At 60.2% G+C, this 18,296-nt stretch carries 22 protein-coding genes, 1 tRNA gene and 1 riboswitch; of the genes, 8 read left to right on the forward strand and 15 right to left on the reverse strand.

The features are described 5' to 3' along the window. Positions 1–40 precede the first annotated feature (40 nt). Both KBZ22_RS00850 and KBZ22_RS00855 read right to left on the reverse strand, forming a co-directional pair. Complete coding sequence (locus tag KBZ22_RS00850; RefSeq protein WP_254941054.1) at positions 41–313, reverse strand: hypothetical protein; 273 nt, start codon at positions 311–313, stop codon at positions 41–43. Positions 314–337: 24 nt separating this feature from the next. Continuing rightward, positions 338–1,003: a uracil phosphoribosyltransferase gene (locus KBZ22_RS00855; protein WP_315858586.1), complete on the reverse strand. Its 666-nt coding sequence runs from the start codon at positions 1,001–1,003 to the stop codon at positions 338–340. 30 nt (positions 1,004–1,033) lie between these two features. Here KBZ22_RS00855 and KBZ22_RS00860 point away from each other — a divergent pair, with 30 nt between their 5' ends. The 3 genes from KBZ22_RS00860 (at position 1,034) to cobW (ending at position 3,515) form a co-directional block, all read left to right on the forward strand. Next, a complete protein-coding gene (locus KBZ22_RS00860) occupies positions 1,034–1,558 on the forward strand; it encodes a pentapeptide repeat-containing protein (RefSeq protein WP_255020678.1) in 525 nt (174 codons plus the stop codon). Positions 1,559–1,568: 10 nt separating this feature from the next. Beyond that, positions 1,569–1,751: riboswitch (cobalamin riboswitch) on the forward strand. A gap of 14 nt (positions 1,752–1,765) precedes the next feature. Next, on the forward strand, positions 1,766–2,395 hold the full coding sequence (locus tag KBZ22_RS00865; RefSeq protein WP_255020679.1) for a HupE/UreJ family protein: 630 nt from the start codon (positions 1,766–1,768) through the stop codon (positions 2,393–2,395). A gap of 1 nt (position 2,396) precedes the next feature. Beyond that, a complete protein-coding gene (gene cobW, locus KBZ22_RS00870; protein ID WP_255020680.1) occupies positions 2,397–3,515 on the forward strand; it encodes a cobalamin biosynthesis protein CobW in 1,119 nt (372 codons plus the stop codon). A gap of 4 nt (positions 3,516–3,519) precedes the next feature. Here cobW and KBZ22_RS00875 read toward each other — a convergent pair whose 3' ends face one another. Further along, entirely contained in the window at positions 3,520–3,726 is a 207-nt protein-coding gene (locus KBZ22_RS00875; protein WP_255020681.1) for a hypothetical protein, read from the reverse strand. A gap of 241 nt (positions 3,727–3,967) precedes the next feature. On the opposite strand from KBZ22_RS00875, the gene purS reads away from it, so the two are divergent. Next, complete coding sequence (purS, locus tag KBZ22_RS00880; protein ID WP_106501799.1) at positions 3,968–4,240, forward strand: phosphoribosylformylglycinamidine synthase subunit PurS; 273 nt, start codon at positions 3,968–3,970, stop codon at positions 4,238–4,240. Beyond that, positions 4,237–4,890: a phosphoribosylformylglycinamidine synthase subunit PurQ gene (purQ, locus tag KBZ22_RS00885; protein WP_254941049.1), complete on the forward strand. Its 654-nt coding sequence runs from the start codon at positions 4,237–4,239 to the stop codon at positions 4,888–4,890. The genes purS and purQ overlap by 4 nt, the downstream gene beginning before the upstream one ends. 99 nt (positions 4,891–4,989) lie before the next feature. Here purQ and KBZ22_RS00890 read toward each other — a convergent pair whose 3' ends face one another. Continuing rightward, positions 4,990–5,580, reverse strand: coding sequence for a peroxiredoxin (locus KBZ22_RS00890; RefSeq protein WP_254941104.1), 591 nt, complete (start codon positions 5,578–5,580; stop codon positions 4,990–4,992). Positions 5,581–5,725: 145 nt separating this feature from the next. Here KBZ22_RS00890 and KBZ22_RS00895 point away from each other — a divergent pair, with 145 nt between their 5' ends. Further along, on the forward strand, positions 5,726–6,082 hold the full coding sequence (locus KBZ22_RS00895) for a hypothetical protein (protein ID WP_254941048.1): 357 nt from the start codon (positions 5,726–5,728) through the stop codon (positions 6,080–6,082). 56 nt (positions 6,083–6,138) lie between these two features. On the opposite strand, the gene KBZ22_RS00900 is transcribed toward KBZ22_RS00895, so the two are convergent. The 6 genes from KBZ22_RS00900 to psb32 form a co-directional block, all read right to left on the reverse strand. After that, positions 6,139–6,212 (reverse strand) — tRNA-Met (locus tag KBZ22_RS00900). A gap of 14 nt (positions 6,213–6,226) precedes the next feature. Further along, entirely contained in the window at positions 6,227–7,249 is a 1,023-nt protein-coding gene (locus KBZ22_RS00905) for a peptidoglycan DD-metalloendopeptidase family protein (protein WP_255020682.1), read from the reverse strand. A 144-nt stretch (positions 7,250–7,393) separates the two neighbouring features. Continuing rightward, entirely contained in the window at positions 7,394–7,879 is a 486-nt protein-coding gene (locus KBZ22_RS00910; protein ID WP_254997022.1) for a tRNA (cytidine(34)-2'-O)-methyltransferase, read from the reverse strand. Between the two features lie 2 nt (positions 7,880–7,881). Further along, positions 7,882–8,445 (reverse strand): bifunctional adenosylcobinamide kinase/adenosylcobinamide-phosphate guanylyltransferase, encoded by a 564-nt coding sequence (cobU, locus tag KBZ22_RS00915; protein WP_396111427.1) that lies wholly within the window; start codon positions 8,443–8,445, stop codon positions 7,882–7,884. Then, positions 8,432–9,577: a proton extrusion protein PcxA gene (pxcA, locus tag KBZ22_RS00920; RefSeq protein WP_254997019.1), complete on the reverse strand. Its 1,146-nt coding sequence runs from the start codon at positions 9,575–9,577 to the stop codon at positions 8,432–8,434. The genes cobU and pxcA overlap by 14 nt, the downstream gene beginning before the upstream one ends. 4 nt (positions 9,578–9,581) lie before the next feature. Continuing rightward, positions 9,582–10,277 (reverse strand): photosystem II repair protein Psb32, encoded by a 696-nt coding sequence (gene psb32 / locus KBZ22_RS00925; RefSeq protein ID WP_254941044.1) that lies wholly within the window; start codon positions 10,275–10,277, stop codon positions 9,582–9,584. 68 nt (positions 10,278–10,345) lie between these two features. Here psb32 and KBZ22_RS00930 point away from each other — a divergent pair, with 68 nt between their 5' ends. Next, complete coding sequence (locus KBZ22_RS00930; RefSeq protein ID WP_255020684.1) at positions 10,346–11,044, forward strand: cofactor assembly of complex C subunit B; 699 nt, start codon at positions 10,346–10,348, stop codon at positions 11,042–11,044. On the opposite strand, the gene lptC is transcribed toward KBZ22_RS00930, so the two are convergent. Together lptC and metG are read right to left on the reverse strand one after the other, a co-directional pair. Further along, complete coding sequence (lptC, locus tag KBZ22_RS00935; protein WP_255020685.1) at positions 10,947–12,122, reverse strand: LPS export ABC transporter periplasmic protein LptC; 1,176 nt, start codon at positions 12,120–12,122, stop codon at positions 10,947–10,949. The two genes, KBZ22_RS00930 and lptC, sit on opposite strands and share 98 nt — an antisense overlap. 11 nt (positions 12,123–12,133) lie before the next feature. After that, the gene (gene metG / locus KBZ22_RS00940) at positions 12,134–13,720 is read right to left on the reverse strand and encodes a methionine--tRNA ligase (RefSeq protein ID WP_255020686.1); all 1,587 of its coding nucleotides are present in this window, start codon (positions 13,718–13,720) and stop codon (positions 12,134–12,136) included. Between the two features lie 101 nt (positions 13,721–13,821). Here metG and KBZ22_RS00945 point away from each other — a divergent pair, with 101 nt between their 5' ends. Next, positions 13,822–15,642: an FAD-dependent oxidoreductase gene (locus tag KBZ22_RS00945; protein ID WP_255020687.1), complete on the forward strand. Its 1,821-nt coding sequence runs from the start codon at positions 13,822–13,824 to the stop codon at positions 15,640–15,642. Here the strand turns inward: KBZ22_RS00945 and KBZ22_RS00950 are convergent. The 3 genes from KBZ22_RS00950 to rpmG all read right to left on the reverse strand — a co-directional run bounded on the left by KBZ22_RS00950 (position 15,639) and on the right by rpmG (position 18,227). After that, a complete protein-coding gene (locus KBZ22_RS00950) occupies positions 15,639–17,402 on the reverse strand; it encodes a ribonuclease catalytic domain-containing protein (RefSeq protein ID WP_255020688.1) in 1,764 nt (587 codons plus the stop codon). The two genes, KBZ22_RS00945 and KBZ22_RS00950, sit on opposite strands and share 4 nt — an antisense overlap. Positions 17,403–17,697: 295 nt before the next feature. After that, positions 17,698–17,919: a 30S ribosomal protein S18 gene (gene rpsR / locus KBZ22_RS00955; protein WP_106501788.1), complete on the reverse strand. Its 222-nt coding sequence runs from the start codon at positions 17,917–17,919 to the stop codon at positions 17,698–17,700. A gap of 113 nt (positions 17,920–18,032) precedes the next feature. Beyond that, positions 18,033–18,227: a 50S ribosomal protein L33 gene (gene rpmG, locus KBZ22_RS00960; protein WP_106501787.1), complete on the reverse strand. Its 195-nt coding sequence runs from the start codon at positions 18,225–18,227 to the stop codon at positions 18,033–18,035. Positions 18,228–18,296 lie beyond the last annotated feature (69 nt).

Consider the following 18,296-nt stretch of genomic DNA (forward strand, 5'->3'; position numbering starts at 1 on the left):
TTGAAGAAACCTACCCACCGGGCCGAATGACCCCGAAGCCCTAACCCTGGATGGTCATGGTCTCCAGTTGACGGCGCACATCGTCGATCGCCTGGTTGAGCTCATGGACCCGATCGTGAAGGTCCCGATCCGTCCTGACAGCCGCCGGCGAGGCTGCGATTCCAGCGGCCCGGGTAGGCCGGCCTTGGTGCCGGCGTCGCTCTGCTTCAGCAAGCAACCACCAGGCAAGGCCAGCAGCACCAATAACAGCCCCAGCCAAGACGCTGAGGCTGGAACTGCCACCGGCTGGAGTGCCGTCGTTGTGATTGCCCATAAATCAAGCCCTTCTGTAGCGAGCCTAGGTATCGGTGGGCATTTCATCCAGCACCGTGCCACCGAACAACCGCTGCCTCACATCGCCAATACCAGGCACGATCGCCCCGACTTCGTTCAAATCTGGATCGATGCCAGCGGCGTAGATGGTGAGGCTGCCGTGGCGCTCCCCCACAGCCTTGAGTCCTGGACCAGAGGCCAGGGATGTAATCACTCGTAGGCGATCACCGGTCACGCCTAGGGCTGAAAGGTCATCGAGGAGTTGGAGCAGGGATTCGCCGTCTCCCAGTTCCGCTACAAACAGTAAAACTCCGCAGCGGGAGGGGATTGGCCCGGCTGGAGGGGTTATCACACCCAGGCTTTCTTGTAGATGGAGCACCTGGGCCGAGGGAAGCACTGTTTGGCCGCCCTGCCAAAGGCCAAGCCCAGCGGTCAGCAGGGGCAGGGCCAGCAGGGGAACCGCTGGATCCACCACGTCTGCCTCCGCCGCACAAAGGGGTGTTTCCAGCTGGATGCGCCTGTGGGGCAGCCAATCGCGCACAGCCTCATAGGTGAGCCAGCGACCTAGCTCGGCAGTAGCGGAGGCGTAAAGCGAACTAGGCGTGTGTCGATCGCGCAGTACGCCAAGCCAGTGGCCAATCAGGGGGTGGGGGGGAACCACCACCCGCAAAGCCATCACCATGGTTGCCATAACTTGATGATCAACCGTAAGTGCGCGCCCATGAGCTCGAGAAATGAAAGCCGAGCGAGTTGGTCTGGTGGCTGGCTGCTGGCCGCACTGGCCCTGGTGCTGACCTGGTGCCTTGGGGTCTTTCCTGCCGCAGCGATCACCGCGCCTGAGCTGCGCAGCCAGCGTTCGCTACAAGACCTCCAACCAGACATGCACGGCCGCAACCTTCAACAGCAGGAGTTTTTGAAGGCGACTCTGGCTGGCTTCGATCTGAGCGGCACCGATCTGCGCGGAGCTGTTTTCAACAGCAGCGACCTACGGGGAGCCAACCTGAAGGACGCCAACCTGGAAGACGCGGTGGCCTTCGCAAGTCACTTTGAAGACACTGACCTCAGTGGTGCTGTGCTGCGAAACGCCATGTTGATGCAAAGCCACTTCAAAGGGGCAACCATTGAAGGAGCCGACTTCAGTGATGCAGTGCTGGATCTGCCTGAGCAGAAAGCACTCTGTAAACGAGCTGCCGGTGTCAATCCGAGCACCGGAGTAGCCACCAAGGACAGCCTGGCGTGCCGATAGGGCCCCTTGCCCTTAGCATCTAATTTCCGGTTCCGGTGGGGATCAGCCACTGGAGGTAAGGGGGAAAGGTCGGTGAAAATCCGGCACTGTCCCGCAGCTGTGAAGGCTATGGCCCGCAAATCTGCTCCAACTTTGGGGCCTGCTTGCGATCCATTGCCAAGTCAGAACGCCCGCCGGTTTTGTTCCTCCTACGGCGCGGACCGGCCCATGAATTTGATCAAAACAGCACCCAACGGCCAAGCCCTGGGACGCTGGCTCCTAGTTGCTGGCCTGGCATCAATCGGCATTGGCGCCCTTAGCCCAGTCCAAGCCCACCATTTTGCCGATATCGGCCAGCTAAAGCCCAGCATGTTCAATGGCGTTCTGAGTGGCCTCGCCCACCCAGTGCTGGGCCCGGATCATCTGCTGTTCCTACTGGCACTTTCCTTGGTGGGGCTGCAAAAACGGCTTAGCTGGAGCCTGGGACTTCTCGCTGTTGGCTTGCTTGGTAGTGGCGCTGGACTGCTGTGGCCAGGGATGCCAGGCGCTGAATCCCTGGTGGCCTGCACCCTCATTGTTGAGGCCCTGGTGTTGCTACGGCGCTTGCCATCCCTGCTGTTGCTTCCCGCCATGGCCTTGCACGGCTATGTACTAAGCGGCCCCGTTTTTGGCTGGAGCGCCATGCCCGTAGTGGCCTACGGCACGGGCCTGTTTCTTTCCCAGGCAGGCCTGCTTGCGGTTGCACTTATTGCGTTGCGACCCTTTGGGACACGCCTTTCTTCAACCCAGCTGCGCTGGCTTAGTTTCGCCCTAATGGCCCTTGGCGGCACCTGGGCCCTGGCGGGTTTGGCGGCCTGAGATGACGACACAAAGTGGAAGGCTGCCTGTCACCGTGGTGACAGGTTTTCTCGGTGCGGGCAAAACAACTCTGCTGCGCCATTTGCTACTGCACAGCGGTCAGCGCTTAGCTGTGCTGGTAAATGAATTTGGCGAGGTGGGTATCGACGGAGACCTGCTCCGCAGCTGTGGTTTCTGCCCGGATGATGAGCTAGACACCCGCCTGGTGGAGCTGGCAAATGGCTGCCTCTGCTGCACGGTCCAAGACGACTTCCTGCCAACCATGGAGAAGCTTCTTGCACGAGCAGAAAGCCTCGATGGGATCGTGGTGGAAACCAGTGGCCTGGCCCTGCCCGAACCACTGATTGCAGCCCTGAATTGGCCGCAAATCCGCACTCGCATTCGCCTCAATGGCGTGGTGGCAGTTGTTGATGGCGAAGCCCTTGCAGCAGGCAGTGTGGTGGCAAATCCAGCCGCTCTCGAGGCCCAGCGGCTCGCTGATCCAAGCCTGGATCACGCTTCGGCTATCGATGAACTGTTTGCCGAGCAGCTTGAGGCTGCCGATCTGGTTTTGATCAGCCGGGCCGACTGCCTATCTGCAGGCGAGATTGATCTGGTGCATAAGGCCCTTACCCCCCAGCTGCAGCCGGGAGCTGTGCTGTTGTCGATGGGCAGGGGGGTGGTATCCCCAGAGCTCGTGCTGGGCCTTGAGAGCCGGCAGCTAAACACCACAGGCCATACCCATCACGAGCATGACCACGACCATGATCACCACGACCATGATCACCACGATCACGAGCATCACGATCACAGCCATGTTGCCATCGAGACGCTTGCCCTCGAACTGGCTGGCGATTTTTGCCGGGTTGCCCTTGAGCAACAACTGCTGCAGCTGGTGAGTGATAGCGCCCTGATTCGGCTCAAGGGGCGACTTTGGCTTTCAGGTAAAAACCGACCGCTTCAGATCCAGGCTGTTGGACCGCGGCTGGAGTGCTGGTATGAACCAGGGGCTGGGCAAGCTTCGGCCACCCAGCAGGCCCCAGGCCTAGAGCTGGTTTTGCTTGGCTTCCAACTGGATCGCCCTGCCATCGAAGCCTGCCTAGACCAGGCCCGGACCGGTGAGCTGGCAGCTGCTAACTAGCTGATCAATCCAAGGGGATATCCCCTTGGGCGCATAGCCCGTTCCAGCAGAGCGCAGGCCCCGCAATCCAGCTGGTATCAACAGGCAACCACCCTGTGGAATCAAGCATCTGCACCGTGCCACTGCCGTCGTTGCGGAAGTCGATTCGACGCGGGCCGAGCTCAATCGTCCACCGAATAAGCAGCTCTGCTGCCGGGGCTTGAACGAGCATCGTGCATGGCTGCCAAGGCCCATCAGCCAAACGGCACTGCAACGGCTGGGAAAGCACAGCTGGCACAGAAAGGGCTATCAAGCCAGCCAGCAGTGGCCTGCAGGCTGGCCAGACGCCAATAGGAACTGAGTTGAAGCGCCAAACCACGGCCGAAATGCCAGCGGGCTGCTTTCAAGCTGACCAAAAGTGACGTCAGCGGGCCACCGGGCTGCCAAGATTTAACAAACCTTCTGCTCCTCTGGTGCCACTCTTCCGCGCTCGCGTTCAGGTTTCACTTCGGCCCTCGGTGCTTGATCCGGCTGGCGAGGCCACCAGGGCTGCAGCGGCCCGACTCGGCGTCGACGGCGTCCGCAGCCTGCGCATCGGCAAGGCAATCGAGCTGGAATTGGAGGCTCCGGACAAAACTACCGCCCAAGGCCAGCTGGAACTACTCAGTGACCGCTTGTTTGCCAATCCAGTAATCGAAAATTGGCAGCTAGAGCTGCTTGAAAAGGCCGGGGAGCAACAGCAATGACCATTGGCATCGTGGTGTTCCCAGGCTCAAATTGTGACCGGGATGTGCGCTGGGCCCTGGAGGGTTGCGTCGGTCTACCGACCCGCTTCCTTTGGCATGAGGAGCGCGATCTGAGCGGCCTAGACGCAGTGGTTATCCCTGGCGGCTTCAGTTATGGAGACTATTTGCGCTGCGGTGCAATTGCCAGGTTTGCCCCCGTATTGGAGTCGGTGAGGCTTTTCGCTGAAGCAGGCGGTGCGGTATTGGGTATCTGCAATGGCTTTCAGGTACTCACTGAGATGGGTTTATTGCCAGGTGCTCTCACCCGCAATGCTCGGCTGCATTTTCTCTGTGAACCAACCCCGCTGAGCGTTAATCCTGGCAACTGTCGCTGGCTGAAAGGGTATAGCGAGGCAGAAGCGATCGTGCTTCCAATCGCCCATGGGGAGGGGCGATACCAGTGCGAGAGCGAGCAATTGGCTGAGCTCGAAGCAAATGGTCAGGTGGTGTTGCGCTACGCATGCAATCCCAACGGCTCGGTTGGTGATGTGGCGGGCCTGACCAACGCAGGAGGCAATGTGCTGGGTCTGATGCCCCATCCGGAGCGCGCCTGCGACCCGCTCACGGGGGGGCTCGATGGCTTGAGGCTGCTTGCCAGCCTGAGTAATTGAAGCCTGGCGAACTCGACTCTCAGCAAGATGTCGCAAAAAAGGGGGCCAAAGGCCCCCCGGTTTGATCACAGAATCAAACAATGCCAGCCCTGATAGCAATCAGTTAACGGCGGCGAAGAACTCCTTGCTCTTGACTGGGTCAGGATTCATGGTCTTATCCCCTGGGTTCCAGTTTGCTGGGCAGACTTCGTCTGGGTTGTTGCGGATGTGCTGGAAGGCCTGCAGCAGACGCAGGGTCTCATCCACGCTACGGCCGACGGGCAGGTTGTTAATTGTGCTCTGCATGATCACGCCATCAGGGTCAATGATGAACAGACCACGTAGAGCCACACCTGCCTCCTCATCGAGTACCTCGTAGGAGCGGGCAATGTCCTTTTTGAGATCCGCAACAAGGGGATAGGTAATATCGCCAATACCACCGTTCTTGCGATCCGTCTGAACCCAGGCGAGGTGGCTGAACTGGCTATCAACGGAAACACCCAGCACTTCGCAGTTGCGGCTGGAGAAGTCGTTATAGCGTTCGGAGAAAGCGATGATCTCCGTAGGGCAGACGAAGGTAAAATCGAGGGGGTAGAAGAACAGCACCACGTACTTGCCGCGATACTGTGAAAGACTGATCTCCTTGAATTCCTGATCCACCACTGCGGTGGCGGTGAAATCTGGAGCCTGCAGGCCAACTAGCCGGGACATGCTGGTTAAGTAAGTGAGGGCTGGGAGCACTGGGAACTTCAGTCCAAAGTCGGATCGACTACCAGTTGCTATTCACAATTTATCACATGATCCAGGCTGTCGGGGCCATAGGCTGATTCATGTGATGTCTATGGGAGTGATGGCGATGGCTTGGGAGCCGAGTGTGCTGCGGAAATACAACACGACTGGGCATTTCCGTCTGCTTAGCCAGCTGCGGTCTGAACTGAAGGGCAACCCATTGGTCCGGCCCAAGGACGGCCAGAGCATTGGCGAGGTCAACCGCAGCAAGTCTTTGATTCGGGCGATTGAGGGGCGCTCCCAGGGCTATGGCCGTGCACGACGGGGTGGTGCTGCCACAACTGCTGGCACCTCCTCTGCCTCGCCGGAAGTTCAACAGCTAAAGCTTGATCCAGATCCCACTGAGCTGATGGGCAGCATTGCAAGCGATCAGAACGATGTGGCCTCATTTCGAGCAAGGCTCAACACAGTCGAGTTGCGCTAGTTAGGAGATTGACAGTAGTTAAAAAAGGGGCAGAATCAAGGCCCAGTCAGAGAAAATGGCTCGGGGGAGACTTGAACTCCCGACCTTGGGGTTATGAATCCCACGCTCTAACCAGCTGAGCTACCGAGCCGTTGGTTGAGTTTATCAGGCCTTAGGTGGCAGGAAATAAAGAGGGTTGGCAGCCCCGGAGCTCGGAGGATGGACCTCGAAGTGAAGGTGGGGGCCGGTGCTTCGGCCCGTGCTGCCCATATGGGAAATCAATGATCCCTGTTCAACATCCTGCCCAACTCGGACCATTAGGCGGCTGTTGTGGCCGTAAAGGGAGCGGCTGCCATCGGCATGGGCCAAGGTCACCAAGTAGCCGTAGCCGCCGTCATGCCAGCCCGAGAAGACCACCCGACCGGCCTTGGCCGCCACGATCGGTGTCCCCACGTTGTTGGCTACGTCGATCCCCTTGTGCATGCGACCCCAGCGCCAGCCGTATCCGGAAGAAAAAACTCCCTTGGTCGGCCAAATCCAGCCCTGGGCTGAGCTTGGTCCAGCAAAGGGATTGTTGAGCTCATCAAAACCAGGCAGTTCGGGCCAACTGATACCGCCGCTAGTGGTTGGCTTGAGCCCCAGCACCATGCGGGTGCGACCGGAAGACGCCTGAGCGAGGCGTACCTGGCTACCGACGACAAGGCGTGCGGTTTCAAGGCCAGGATTGAGACGCAGCAGTTCCTGCAGGGTCAGTCCATAGCGCTGAGCAATCTTTACGACGGTGTCGCCAAAGCGGACAACAGCACGCTCCTCCACAGGAGGAAGGGACTGGAGAGGAGGTGTACGGCGCAGCTCGCTGGTATCGATCGCTGCCAGCTGCTTTATTTGCCTCGACTGCTGGCTGGGAACAACAAGCCAGTCACCTTGACGAAAATGGTGGTCTTCGTTGACGTCGTTGAGCTTGGCCAATCGCTCTTCGGCGAGCTTGAGGCTGCTGGATAGCTCTTCAACGCTGATGGGCTGCCGCACCTTGACCCAGATCTTGTCGATGCTGGGGGCAGGTAGGGCAGCGATCAAAGAATCAACAGAAGCCTTCTCGATATCGGCGGGGTCAAGAGCTGCGACCACTGCCGGCAGGGCAATGGCGCAGGGGATCAGGAATCGCAGAGTCGTTTGCAAAGGCTTCATGCAATTCATTCAGTCGGACAAAACCTGTGGAGAAGCCGATATCCCCAAGTCGGGCAGACAGTAGCGGACGGAACTCACCGCCACAAGTGGTGGTTGCGACCAAGGGCGCTGATGGGGTGACCAGATCCCTGTCACCTCAGGGGATCACGCCAATGTCAGCAAATTCTGTTGTCGCAGCGCCTCAAACAACACCACCCCAACCGACACGGAGAGGTTGAGGCTACGCACTCCGGCCTGCTGGGGCCGCTTGGCACCTGACATTGGGATCGTGAGAGCCGCATCGGCCGAGGCCAGCACATCCGTTGGTAGGCCGTCGGTCTCGCGGCCAAACAGCAGCCAGTCATCGGGTTCAAATTGCCAACTGGTGTAGGGCTGGCTTGCATGGCTACTAAGGGCGATCAGGCGACCGCCGCTGCGGACACGGTGATCAGCAAACGCTGACCAGTCGGCATGGCGCTGCAATGACACCAGGGGCCAATAGTCGAGGCCAGCCCGCTTGAGCTGGCGATCATTGATTTGGAAGCCCAGGGGCTCCACTAGGTGCAGCTCCGTGCCGGTGGCCGCGCAGGTTCGCGCCACACTGCCCGTGTTGGGTGGGATTTGGGGCTGAAACAAAACGATCCGCGGCACGATCAAAGAGCTGGTACGGCAAAACCCAGGTTGCTCAGATTGAGAGCGCGGCCCGCAACCACAAGCCAGATGGCAGCGCAGAGGGGGGCAAGCTGCTGCTCCAAGGAGCCAAGGCGATCGCGAAACAAACCGCCAATCGCAGTGGCAGGCACAACCCCCCACCCGGTTTGCTCACTCACGAGCAGCACGGGCACCTTGCAGCTGCTCAGGCTTTGGACAAGAGCTGTACAGCGCTGTTGCCAAGCAGAACTATCGAGCTCAAGGCCAGCAGCGACCCAGGTGCCGAGGGAATCGACAAGGGCAATGCCAGGGGGGCTAAGGCAGTCGAGGGCGCCGGCTAAAGCGCTATCAACCTCCAAGACGCTCCAGTGCGGTGAACGTCTAGCGGCGTGGACCTCAACTCTCGCCAACCAGGCAGCATCTTCGGCGCTTGGCTGAGGCCCGGTTGCCAAGTAGGTAACCGGCAGGCCCGACTCCTTGGCGAGGTGCTCGGCCCAGCGGCTCTTGCCACTACGGGCAGGACCGAGCACAAGAGTGCATGGCTGGTAGGAATCAACCACCACCATTCATGTTGTGGAGCGTGGCCACAGAAGAAGGTGAAACACGGTTGAGATAGCGGAAAATCCAGTATTTGAACACGGTCGCTAAAACCACCGGGAAGGTAGCAATAAATAGCATTATGAAATTCTCCTGGGCAGGCAGGCCGAGGTGGTGAGCAACGCCATCCAGCAGCACTGTCCAGCCCTCCGGGCTGTGAAAGCCAACGAAAATATCGGTAAATAAGATGATTCCGAAGGCCTTGGCGCTGTCGCTCAATCCATACACAAGTTCATCTAGAAAACCGCGCAACACCTGAAGATCACGCCTACCAAACAAGCAAACGCAAACAAAACCGACCAGGCCACCGAGGTCGGCAAGCACGTTCTTAATAGCGTGGGTGCTTTCCAGATCAGCTTCATCCTTGAGCGACTGAGCCTTGCTCGCCAGCTGCATCTGCAGCTCATCACGGCTTGGCAGGGGATTGCCGTTCAAGAGGGCATCAAATTCAATCTCCGCCTGGAAAAGCCGTAATTTCTCTACGGCTTTCTCCTCAAGCTTTGGTTTGGGATAGGTAAGAAAGGCGTTATCTGGAGCGAAGCGATCAACCAGGGGGGAAAACACATAGGTGCGGCTGATTTGCTGCACCAGCACCGGCACCAAAATCAGCAGTAGCAGGATGCGCAATGACACCAAAGTGGAGTCTCTGCGCCGCCGAAAACCAGCCACCACATTCGCTTCAGCCTCGGGGTCGAGCTGGCGACGCACCTGATCAACAACACCAATCAGGCTGCGGGGCAGCACCTCCGGGGAGCGACTGATAGCAGGCAGCGGATCCCTACTGGCCGCGTAGCGGGCAACTACAGACTCAATCAGTTGAAACTGGCGAATTTCCTGACCGGCCAGCTCGCCTCGGTGGGTCTGCAAGGTTTGTACAGACTGGCGGCAGACCTCTAGCGCAGCTCGAAAACGACGCAGTAACTGGGCCTGGGCCGACCTAGGAATACGCAGGTCCAATTCAGGACGTACGGGCCGGTCGTTGTAGTGCTCTAGCTCAATGCTCTGGATGAGCAGGGCGGATTCATAACCGCGCTCAAGATCGTTGCTGAGGTCTAGGGCTTGGGCGCGCCCAAATGCCCCCATCCAGTTGGTAAGTGCCATCGGATCAGCGCGAGAAGACCCACCAAGTGAGCATGGGCACAATCGTGCCAACCGTTAGAAGCACCACAATCCAAGTGAAGGCATTACTTGACTTCGTTTCCTCCTTCGTGGGGATGTTGGTGGGCTGACTGACAACCTCAGCGGTGATTGGTTCGCCGGGATCCTCACCTCCCTGCAGCACGGTGAGCAGGCGAGTCATGGCATCGAGGCTGCCCTGGCGATAGCGACCACCATCGCGGATCGGCTGGGCCATCGTGGTTCGAGCCGTACTGCGTAGCAGGCTGGCGTCAAGTTGGGTAACCAGGCCTGGAGAGGTCACCACCGCCGCACTGTTCGTCTGGCTGTCAATTAAAAAGAGCACCTGGTTGGGCTCGCCCCCCGACTCGGACCAACGCTCCAGCACTGAATTGCCGAGCTGGGAAAGGCTCAGCCCGTAGTCAAGGCGGTTAACGGTGATCAAGTGGGCGTCCACCCGCTCTGCTGAAAAACTTTCGAGGGTTTTGCTGAGCTCGCCGATGGCTGCGCGGCTCAGCACATCTGCGGTGTCAAGGATGCGCTCCTGGGGAGCGGAGGCCGGTAGACCACTTGCGGCAATTGCCAGGGCCGGGGCAGGCATCCAAAAGGCTGCAAAGCCCATAAACAGGGCTGCCACCACTCCCAATAAGGGAATGCGACGGGTCACACGCAGGGAAGGGGGCAACGGTTCAGGCCCAACATGGATCTAGTTTGCCGCCTGCGGGCCCAGCTGTCGCCTCCTGCTTAACCCCCATGGCCCCCTCCACACCCGCAAGGGTCTGTTTTCTCTCTGGGGTGGCCTCCCTTGCCCTGGTTGTACTGAATCAAACAACCGCGACAAGCATTGATCCCGCCCTCGAGCGAGCTGCCGTATTGGCCAGCTTCCTGGCGGTGGCTCTGATGTTGGTGGGTGTGCTCTGGACCCGGGCTTTGCCCGAAGCGGCTGCCCGAGCTGCCCTCGAAGGGGTGCAGGGGGTGGACCTTGCAGATGGACTACCTGAAGCCCTATCAGAAGAATTGGGCTGGGGCAGCCAGATGTTGCTCACCGCCACCCCGGCGGCAACGGTGGTGGTGCTGTGGCAAAACAAGTGTTTGCTGCGCCGCGGCCTACTGGCGCAGGTGCCCTTTGAACCAGGAGCTATCTGCCAGCGAGCCCAAGAAAAAGGTTCCGCCATCTCACTTGTAGATCTGAACCTCTATCCAGGCCGTGCTGAATTTGAGAGCCTGCTGCCAGGGGTGCCAGCCGTAGTGGTTCAGCCGATTGACTCAAGGGGCTTGGTAGTGCTTGCCGGCTGGTCGCCGCGCTGCTTTAGCCGCAGCGATTTGACCTGGCTCGAGGGTTGGTCCCAGCGGCTTAGAGAGCGAATGGAGCCGGCTTGCGGGAATCAGGACCTGATGGGGCCCGAGGAGGCAAGGTCACCCGAGTTTCCACCCTTGCCCCCGGACTGCTGAATACGGCCATCCCCTGCTCATTAAGCACGCCCTGAAGCCGCTGAGCGCGGGTGACCTGGGCAAGAGCCTTGCGGCGCAGCTCGACAGCACCAAGGGCCTCAACCTTATTTGTCTGCCAATTCCAGCTGCAGCTATTGGCGATTAGGGAATCGGTTGGTTGGTTTAGGCGGCAATTAAGGGGAACCATCAAGATGTGACTAGGACCAATCGCTTCAAAGCCCGTGCCGCTAAGCCGGGACTGATCCAGCACAGCGGTGAATGGATAGGCACTGCTAATGCGTTCCCGCGCCAGGTCGAGGCGGGTATGGCTGGCATCTAGACGGCCCTTGCGGCCAGGATCCAGCACCTGCACCGGTGCCTGTAGGTCGATCAGCTGAAGCAGGGAATTACCGGTAAGGGATGGCGCCGAAAGTGTTTGAACTCCACTAGCTGCCAGACGCCGTTCTCCCCGAACTGGCCCTCGACCGATCAGTTGACCGGTCGTTGGGAACCAATCTGCAGAACTCACCGCGAGCTTCAAGCCGACCGTCCCTGAACGCTCTAACAGGGGGTCCCCCCTCAACTCCAACTTGTCCTGCTTGATCAAGAAGCGGGCCCGGCGAGCGGACACGAGCAACTCCCCTTGGGAGGCGCGGGGACTGCGGTCCAATTCCATGCGCTCCTGCTTGGGATACCAACGCACACGCGTAGAGGTCACAACCAGTGGCTTGGGGCCAAGGCGCTGCAGCCGGGTCGGGCCCTCCAACTGCACCACTTCGCCATCGTTGATGACGGTGCCACTGCTGGCCGTTATTCGATACAGGGGTTTGCCCTTTGCATAGATGGTGCCGCGCAGGTCGCGGGCTTGGGCAACACGACGACCGAGGTCGTAGCGGACCTCCGGGCTGGTCAATTCCCACAGAGGCCGTCCGCTGGAATCCTTCTGGCGCAGGTTGAGGGAGCGGAATACAAAAGGCTGGGCCGGCTCCTCCTTAGACACCTGGGTGCCGCATCCAACCAGCAGCACGGGCAGACTTACTAGGGCACCCAGGCTCAGGGCCAGCAGGCGGCACCACTGCAGCCGGGCAGTCTTGGTCACAGCAGTCGTGGTCACAGAGGTGACTCGAGCTCAAGTCGCAACATCACCGGCTGCGGCTCAATCAGGGCGAGTCCGGGCTCTAGCTGACCCCATCGCTGGGCGAGCAGCCAAGGAGAAGCATGGCTGCCAGGGGCGCAGGCAGGAGCCACCGAACCGCTAGCAAATGGTTCCTGACCAAGCTGGAGCAGCATCCGATCAGAAAGCTCAGGCAGGAGCGGGGCCAGCAGCACTGCCACCCAGCGGGTGGCCTCAAGCACGGCATAAAGATCGGCTGCCACCAAACTCTCCTGACCCTCCAACTTCATTTGCTTCCAAGGGGCCTGGTCGTTGAGGTAGCCATTTGCAGCGATTGCTAGTTGCAGCGCCGCTTCAGCGGCGCGACGGAAGTCCAGGTCGGTTAGGGCCGTATTGACACTGTTGCCGGCCGCGAGGGCAGCAACAGCCAGGGGGTGATCGGCCTGGGCTGCGGCACCGGCTGGAGGCACGGCATCTGCAAACCAGCGACGTGCCATCGAAGAGGTGCGATTCAGCAGGTTGCCGATCGTATTTGCCAAATCGTTGTTGACCAGATCAGTGAAGCGCTGCTGCTGGAAATCACCGTCCTCGCCGAAAGGAATGTCGCGCAGCAAGTACCAGCGCACCGCATCGCGGCCACAACGCTCCAGCAGCACATCAGGATCAAGCACATTGCCAAGGGACTTGCCCATCTTCTGGCCTTCGCGGGTCAAGAAGCCGTGGCCAAATACGCGCTCTGGCAGCGGCAACCCTGCGGACAGCAACATCGCTGGCCAATAAACCGCGTGGAAGCGCAGGATGTCCTTGCCAATCACATGTAGCTGGGCGGGCCAGCCACGCTCCAGCACCTGCTCCAGCACAACTGGCTCCGCCGGGTCCAGCAGGGCTGTTAGATAGCCGAGCAGGGCGTCAAACCACACATAAAAGGTATGGCCTTCATGGCCGGGGACCGGAATGCCCCATGGCAGGTCGATCCGGGAGATTGAAAAATCGCGCAGCCCCTGGGCCACAAAGTTTTCCACCTCCTTCTGCCTGCTGGCGGGGGCAATGAAGCCCGGCTGGCGGATCAAGGCCTCGATCTGTGCCTGATAGCGGGAAAGGCGGAAAAACAAATTGACCTCATCGCGCCATTCCAGGGGCTTGCGATGGATGGGGCATTCGGGATCGTCACTGCCCGGTGCGTCATCTTTGAATTCCTCACAAGCAACGCAATACCAGCCCTGCTGACGGCCCTCCACTACGTCGCCGTTGGCCTCCACGCGGGTAAAAAATTGAGCCACCAATTGGCGGTGGCGTGGGTCGGTGGTGCGGATGAAGCGGTCGTTGCTTATTTGCCAACGGTTCCAAAGATCGCGATATCCCTCGCTGATTAGATCGCAATGGGCTTGCGGACTGAGTCCAGCCGCTTCGGCCGTGCGCTGGATCTTCTGGCCGTGTTCATCGCAACCGGTGATGAACATCACCGACTCCCCCCTCAGCCGCTGGTGGCGTGCCACCGCATCGCAGGCAAGCGTTGTGTAGGCACTGCCGAGATGGGCGCGGTCGTTGACGTAATAGAGGGGGGTGGTGAGCGTGTAAGTCATCCTTTTAATCCTACGGAGCGGCGACGGACAGAAAGGCTGACCACGAGCACGCCTGCTCAGATCATCTCCTGCGAGTCTTGTGTCAGCCGTGTCCGCCAGCCATGACCCTGCCTTCAGAAGCAGTGGATGTATTGGTATGGGGGGGCGGCACCGGTGGCGTGGCCGCAGCAATCCAGGCGGCCCGCGGCGGTGCCAGCACCCTGTTGCTCACCCCTGGAAAATGGCTTGGGGGCATGGTGAGCGCCGCCGGCGTTTGCTGCCCCGATGGCAATGAGCTCACCCCTTGGCAGACAGGTCTCTGGGGAGCCTTTCTGCGCGCCCTTGAGCAGGCCGAGCCCGAGGGACTGGATCAAAACTGGGTGAGTTGCTTTGGTTATCGGCCCGCCACCGCAGAAGCGATCCTGCAAGGCTGGGTAAGCGAACTGGCCAATCTGAAGTGGTGGCCAAGCTGCAGGCTGCTGGCGGTGCGGCGTCAGGGGGCCCGCATCACAGCAGTACAGCTGGAGCACAAGGGTGAAACGCAATGGCTGGACTTCAAAGTTGTCATCGATGGCAGCGACCGCGGCGACCTGCTGCCCCTAGCGGAGGTTCCATTTCGACTCGGCTGGGAAGCCCAGGAGCAATGGGGCGAACCCAGTGCCCCCAGCCTGCAACGGCTGCAAACGGAAGCTTTTTTTAAGCAACAACCTGTGCAATCGCCCACCTGGGTGGTGATGGGCCAGCTCCAGAGCGAAGTGTTGACGCCAGCTCCAGCCCAACCGCCCTTGGCTGCGCCATTTGAACGAGCCACCGAGGCCTTCGGTTTAGAGCGCACGATCAACTACGGGCGCCTGCCTGGGGGCCTGGTGATGCTCAACTGGCCGCTGCACGGCAATGACTGGCACCAGGGGCTGGAACGCGCCTTCAGCGCTGATCCAGCTGAGCAAGCTGGGTTAGCTGCCGAAATGCAGTCCTACAGCCTGCAGTTTGCAAGAGCCCTTGAGCAGGCAAGTGGGGGCTGGCTTCAACTGGGCCATGCCTTTCCTGCTGAAGCCGGCAGTCCTGCCCCCTGGCTAGCTGCCATGCCCTACTGGCGAGAGGGGCGAAGAATGCTGGGCCGCTCGCAGGTGCTGGAGCAGCACCTGCTCCCCCTAGGCAGCGCTGAATCCCAAGGGCCACTGCCGCTCAATGCCAGTGGCGAACTGGAGTCGATAGCGGTGGGAAACTACGCCAACGACCACCACTACCCAGGGCCTGACTGGCCACTGGCACCTAAAAGCATTCGCTGGGGAGGGCGCTGGAGCGGCACTCCCTTTTGCATTCCCTACGGCGCGCTGCTGAGCGCTGAGATCGACAACCTGCTGGCAGCTGACAAGGCCTTCAGCAGCAGCCACATGGCCAATGGGGCCACCCGTTTGCAGCCCCTAATTCTGAACATCGGCCAGGCGGCCGGGGCGGCAGCGGCCCTGGCGGTACAGCGGGGCATCCCCCCCGCTGAGCTTGCGCCCCTGGACGTTCAGCAGTGCCTGCTCCACGATCACCGTGCTCCAGCGGCGGTAGTGCCGCTCTGGGACACCCCCTGGCATGCCAGCGACTGGTTAGCCCGACAACTGCAGCTGCTGGCCAATCCCGATCTCCTGCAGGCCAATGGCCAAATTGAGCGCCCATTCCAAAAACCCCTAAGTCCGAGCCAGGGCCGTCCAGAACCCAGGGAGTCTCTGTGGGATGGAAGGGTGCTGCCGAACGGCCAGGGCGGCTACACCTTTGTGAGCGACAGCGATCTCAGCCGTGATAACGCCAAACGGGAGTGGCCTCTCATCACCCTGGAGCCAGGTCTGAACCGCTGGCTGCAGAACCTTGATAGACCGACCCAGGCCAAGTTGATTGGCTGTGCCAATCCTTGGGGGCCATGGTTGCGGGCCTCGCGACTGGCCGCGGATTAGCCCGTGGCCTGCAGTCGCAGTTGGTCGCGGAGGGGGTCTACCGCCTGAACTCGCAGTTGCAGCAGATCGCCTGGGTCCGAGCCAGCTGGGCACTCGGCCGCCAGATCCATGGCCAGGGCATCAACGTGCACCAGCCCCAGCCTGTCCTGGGGGCGCAGCCAGCGCAGGAAACAGGCCTGCCAATGCTGACTCCCATGCGCCGCAAACCACACCTGCTGCCAGTGACGCTGGTCTTCCCTGCTGATCTGTATCCCCTGCCTGAGCGGACCGTCTAAGTCGGAAAGCAGGGCGGCTAGATCGGTGGCAACCATGGGCTGGCTTCCCTGTTGAAGTGCCAGCAGTTGCCGTTGCGCCACTAGATCGGCGTAGCGGCGAATCGGCGAGGTGACTTGGACATAGGCCGGCAAGCCCAGGCTGAAATGGGGGCTTGGCTCCGTGCCGGTATGACCGCGGCTTAGGCACCGCTTGATGGCGCAATGGCGCACCGGGCCAGCCGGCAGGGCTGCCAGCTCGGCCTCCGGCGGCAAAGTTGCTGTTAGTTGGCTGCGATAGGGCAGAGCTAAAGCTTGTTCTTGGCCAAGACCAGCTACTACCGCGCCCGCCAGAATCATCGCTTCGGCCACCATCAATCGGGCCGGGCTGGGTTCGGTGATCTCAAGCTGGGGAGCGTCTCCCTGGGCCGCGTCTTCCTGGGCCCGAATCCGACCCTCCGGCTGATCCAGCAGCAGGGCACCCTGGCGCACACGCCACTGGCGGCGGCGCAGCAGCAGGCCGTGCAGGTCGGCAAGGTCGCGCTCCTGTGGCGGGGCTAGATCGATCAGGTCGTCGGCATCGCCATAGCTGAGCCGGTAGGTGGGCTTAACCCAGCTGCGCTGCAATCCCGAAGCCTTAACAGCCCCATCGCCGTCGAGTTCAACCCAGATGCTCCAGGCGGCACTGCGATGTCCGGCCCGCAGGCTCATCGGTCCGGTGGCAAGCGACTCCGGGAACATCGGCAAAATTCCAGATGCCAGATAAAGACTGCTGCCCCGCCGTCGTGCTTCTAAGTCGAGGGGCGAATCCAGCGCAATCAAGCGACCTGGATCCGCCACGTGGATCCAAATCTTGACCTGGCCAGCTGGGGTTGTTTCCAACGCCAAGCCGTCGTCAATGTCGCAGGTATCAGCGTCATCAATGGTGATGCTGCGCTGGCCGCTGAGGTCCAGACGCTCGGCATCACCCGGGAGTTCAGTTTCAGCGCTAACTAGTAGGTGTTCGGCATCAGCCAGTAGATCAGCAGAAAAGCCTTGCTCCCAGACCGTGGCTCGGAGGGACGGCAAATTGTGGGCTTGCCACTGGCCCAGATCAACCAGCAGGTGGCGAATTGAACCCGTATCTGCCGTAACTTTGGCGGCCTGCAAAGCCTGGCGCAGGGGAAGGGGTAGGGGAGTTGTGCACTCACCTCCAGCCCAATCAACCAATAGATCAAGCTGCTGGCGCTGCTCTGCGCTGAGTTGTTGCAGATCAAGCGGCTGACGATCGCGCAGCTGCTGCTGCCAGCGCATTTCAGCTTGCTCCTGGAGCACCCGCAATCGGCGTTCTCGCCGCAGCCGGCGAAGATCCGTCAGGGGCCTGGCCTCAACAAGGTTTTGACGCAGACGGAACAGGGTCTGGGGACCAACACACCAGCGCCAGCAGGATGCAATAGCTAGGCCATCCCGTCGCGAAGAAACCAGATCAACCCAGTCGCTCAGCTGCAATCCCTGAGGTTCAGCCTGCATCAGGATCCAAGCTGCCGCGAAATCGCTTCGAGAAGGCAGCACTGCCGTCAAAGCGTCGTCGCTAATCGACCACGGAGCTTGGCTAAGACGCTGGGGTGGATCGCACTCGCCGGAAAACGAAGTGAGAAGCAAAAGTTGCCGCAGCGGCTGGATCTGCTTCCTAGCGCTGGTTCCAATGGCTAAAGAGGCCTTGTTTGAGGCCACAGCCAAAACAACAGCAAGCTGGGGACCGCGCTCATCGCCCAGTCCCACCAGATCGCCAGGATGGAAGGTTGAAGCCGCCAGGGGACAGGCCTCAGCCTTCGGGATTCACAAAAGGCAGCAAGGCCACAATTCGGGCACGCTTAACAGAGTTGGTCAGGTCACGCTGCTGTTTGGCTGTCAGGCCAGTGAGACGGCGGGGCAGGATCTTGCCACGCTCAGTGATGAACTTCTTGAGCAGATCGACGTCTTTATAGTCAATAGGATCGCCAGGCTTGATTGGCGACAGGCGCTTTTTGAAAAAAGAGCTGGACATGGATTACGAAGGCGAGTAGTGAATGAAGCTGGATCTGACCAGTACCTGACGGGGCTGGGGCAAATCGAGTTGAAACTGATGATTGAGCTCCAAAGCTGGGGCCCAAGCCTGAATCACTTGATTTCCTTGTGAACCGTCGAGGAGTTGCAGTGGGTACAGAACTTCTTCAGCTCAAGCCGTTCGGTGGTGTTACGGCGATTCTTCTCAGTGGTGTAACGGGACACACCTGGAGAACGCTTTGCGGGGTTGGACCGGCATTCGGTGCACTCGAGAGTGATCACGATCCGGACGCCCTTGTTTTTAGCCATGAAGGACGTTGCGCCGCTGGAGCGATGCGAAAGGACAAGTTCACACCTTACCTGGCGGTAGTCCCACCC

This window comes from Cyanobium sp. L1E-Cus (assembly GCF_024345755.1).
GTDB classification, from domain to species: Bacteria; Cyanobacteriota; Cyanobacteriia; order PCC-6307; family Cyanobiaceae; genus Cyanobium_A; species Cyanobium_A usitatum.

Bases quoted from the DNA above. Each gene is read 5' to 3' on its own strand.
- KBZ22_RS00850 (WP_254941054.1), bottom strand. From the start codon at position 313: ATGGGCAATCACAACGACGGCACTCCAGCCGGTGGCAGTTCCAGCCTC.
- KBZ22_RS00855 (WP_315858586.1), bottom strand. From the start codon at position 1,003: ATGGCAACCATGGTGATGGCTTTGCGGGTGGTGGTTCCCCCCCACCCC.
- KBZ22_RS00860 (WP_255020678.1), top strand. From the start codon at position 1,034: ATGAGCTCGAGAAATGAAAGCCGAGCGAGTTGGTCTGGTGGCTGGCTG.
- KBZ22_RS00865 (WP_255020679.1), top strand. From the start codon at position 1,766: ATGAATTTGATCAAAACAGCACCCAACGGCCAAGCCCTGGGACGCTGG.
- cobW (WP_255020680.1), top strand. From the start codon at position 2,397: ATGACGACACAAAGTGGAAGGCTGCCTGTCACCGTGGTGACAGGTTTT.
- KBZ22_RS00875 (WP_255020681.1), bottom strand. From the start codon at position 3,726: ATGCTCGTTCAAGCCCCGGCAGCAGAGCTGCTTATTCGGTGGACGATT.
- purQ (WP_254941049.1), top strand. From the start codon at position 4,237: ATGACCATTGGCATCGTGGTGTTCCCAGGCTCAAATTGTGACCGGGAT.
- KBZ22_RS00890 (WP_254941104.1), bottom strand. From the start codon at position 5,580: ATGTCCCGGCTAGTTGGCCTGCAGGCTCCAGATTTCACCGCCACCGCA.
- KBZ22_RS00895 (WP_254941048.1), top strand. From the start codon at position 5,726: ATGGCTTGGGAGCCGAGTGTGCTGCGGAAATACAACACGACTGGGCAT.
- KBZ22_RS00905 (WP_255020682.1), bottom strand. From the start codon at position 7,249: ATGAAGCCTTTGCAAACGACTCTGCGATTCCTGATCCCCTGCGCCATT.
- cobU (WP_396111427.1), bottom strand. From the start codon at position 8,445: ATGGTGGTGGTTGATTCCTACCAGCCATGCACTCTTGTGCTCGGTCCT.
- pxcA (WP_254997019.1), bottom strand. From the start codon at position 9,577: ATGGCACTTACCAACTGGATGGGGGCATTTGGGCGCGCCCAAGCCCTA.
- KBZ22_RS00930 (WP_255020684.1), top strand. From the start codon at position 10,346: ATGGCCCCCTCCACACCCGCAAGGGTCTGTTTTCTCTCTGGGGTGGCC.
- metG (WP_255020686.1), bottom strand. From the start codon at position 13,720: ATGACTTACACGCTCACCACCCCCCTCTATTACGTCAACGACCGCGCC.
- KBZ22_RS00945 (WP_255020687.1), top strand. From the start codon at position 13,822: ATGACCCTGCCTTCAGAAGCAGTGGATGTATTGGTATGGGGGGGCGGC.
- KBZ22_RS00950 (WP_255020688.1), bottom strand. From the start codon at position 17,402: ATGCAGGCTGAACCTCAGGGATTGCAGCTGAGCGACTGGGTTGATCTG.
- rpsR (WP_106501788.1), bottom strand. From the start codon at position 17,919: ATGTCCAGCTCTTTTTTCAAAAAGCGCCTGTCGCCAATCAAGCCTGGC.
- rpmG (WP_106501787.1), bottom strand. From the start codon at position 18,227: ATGGCTAAAAACAAGGGCGTCCGGATCGTGATCACTCTCGAGTGCACC.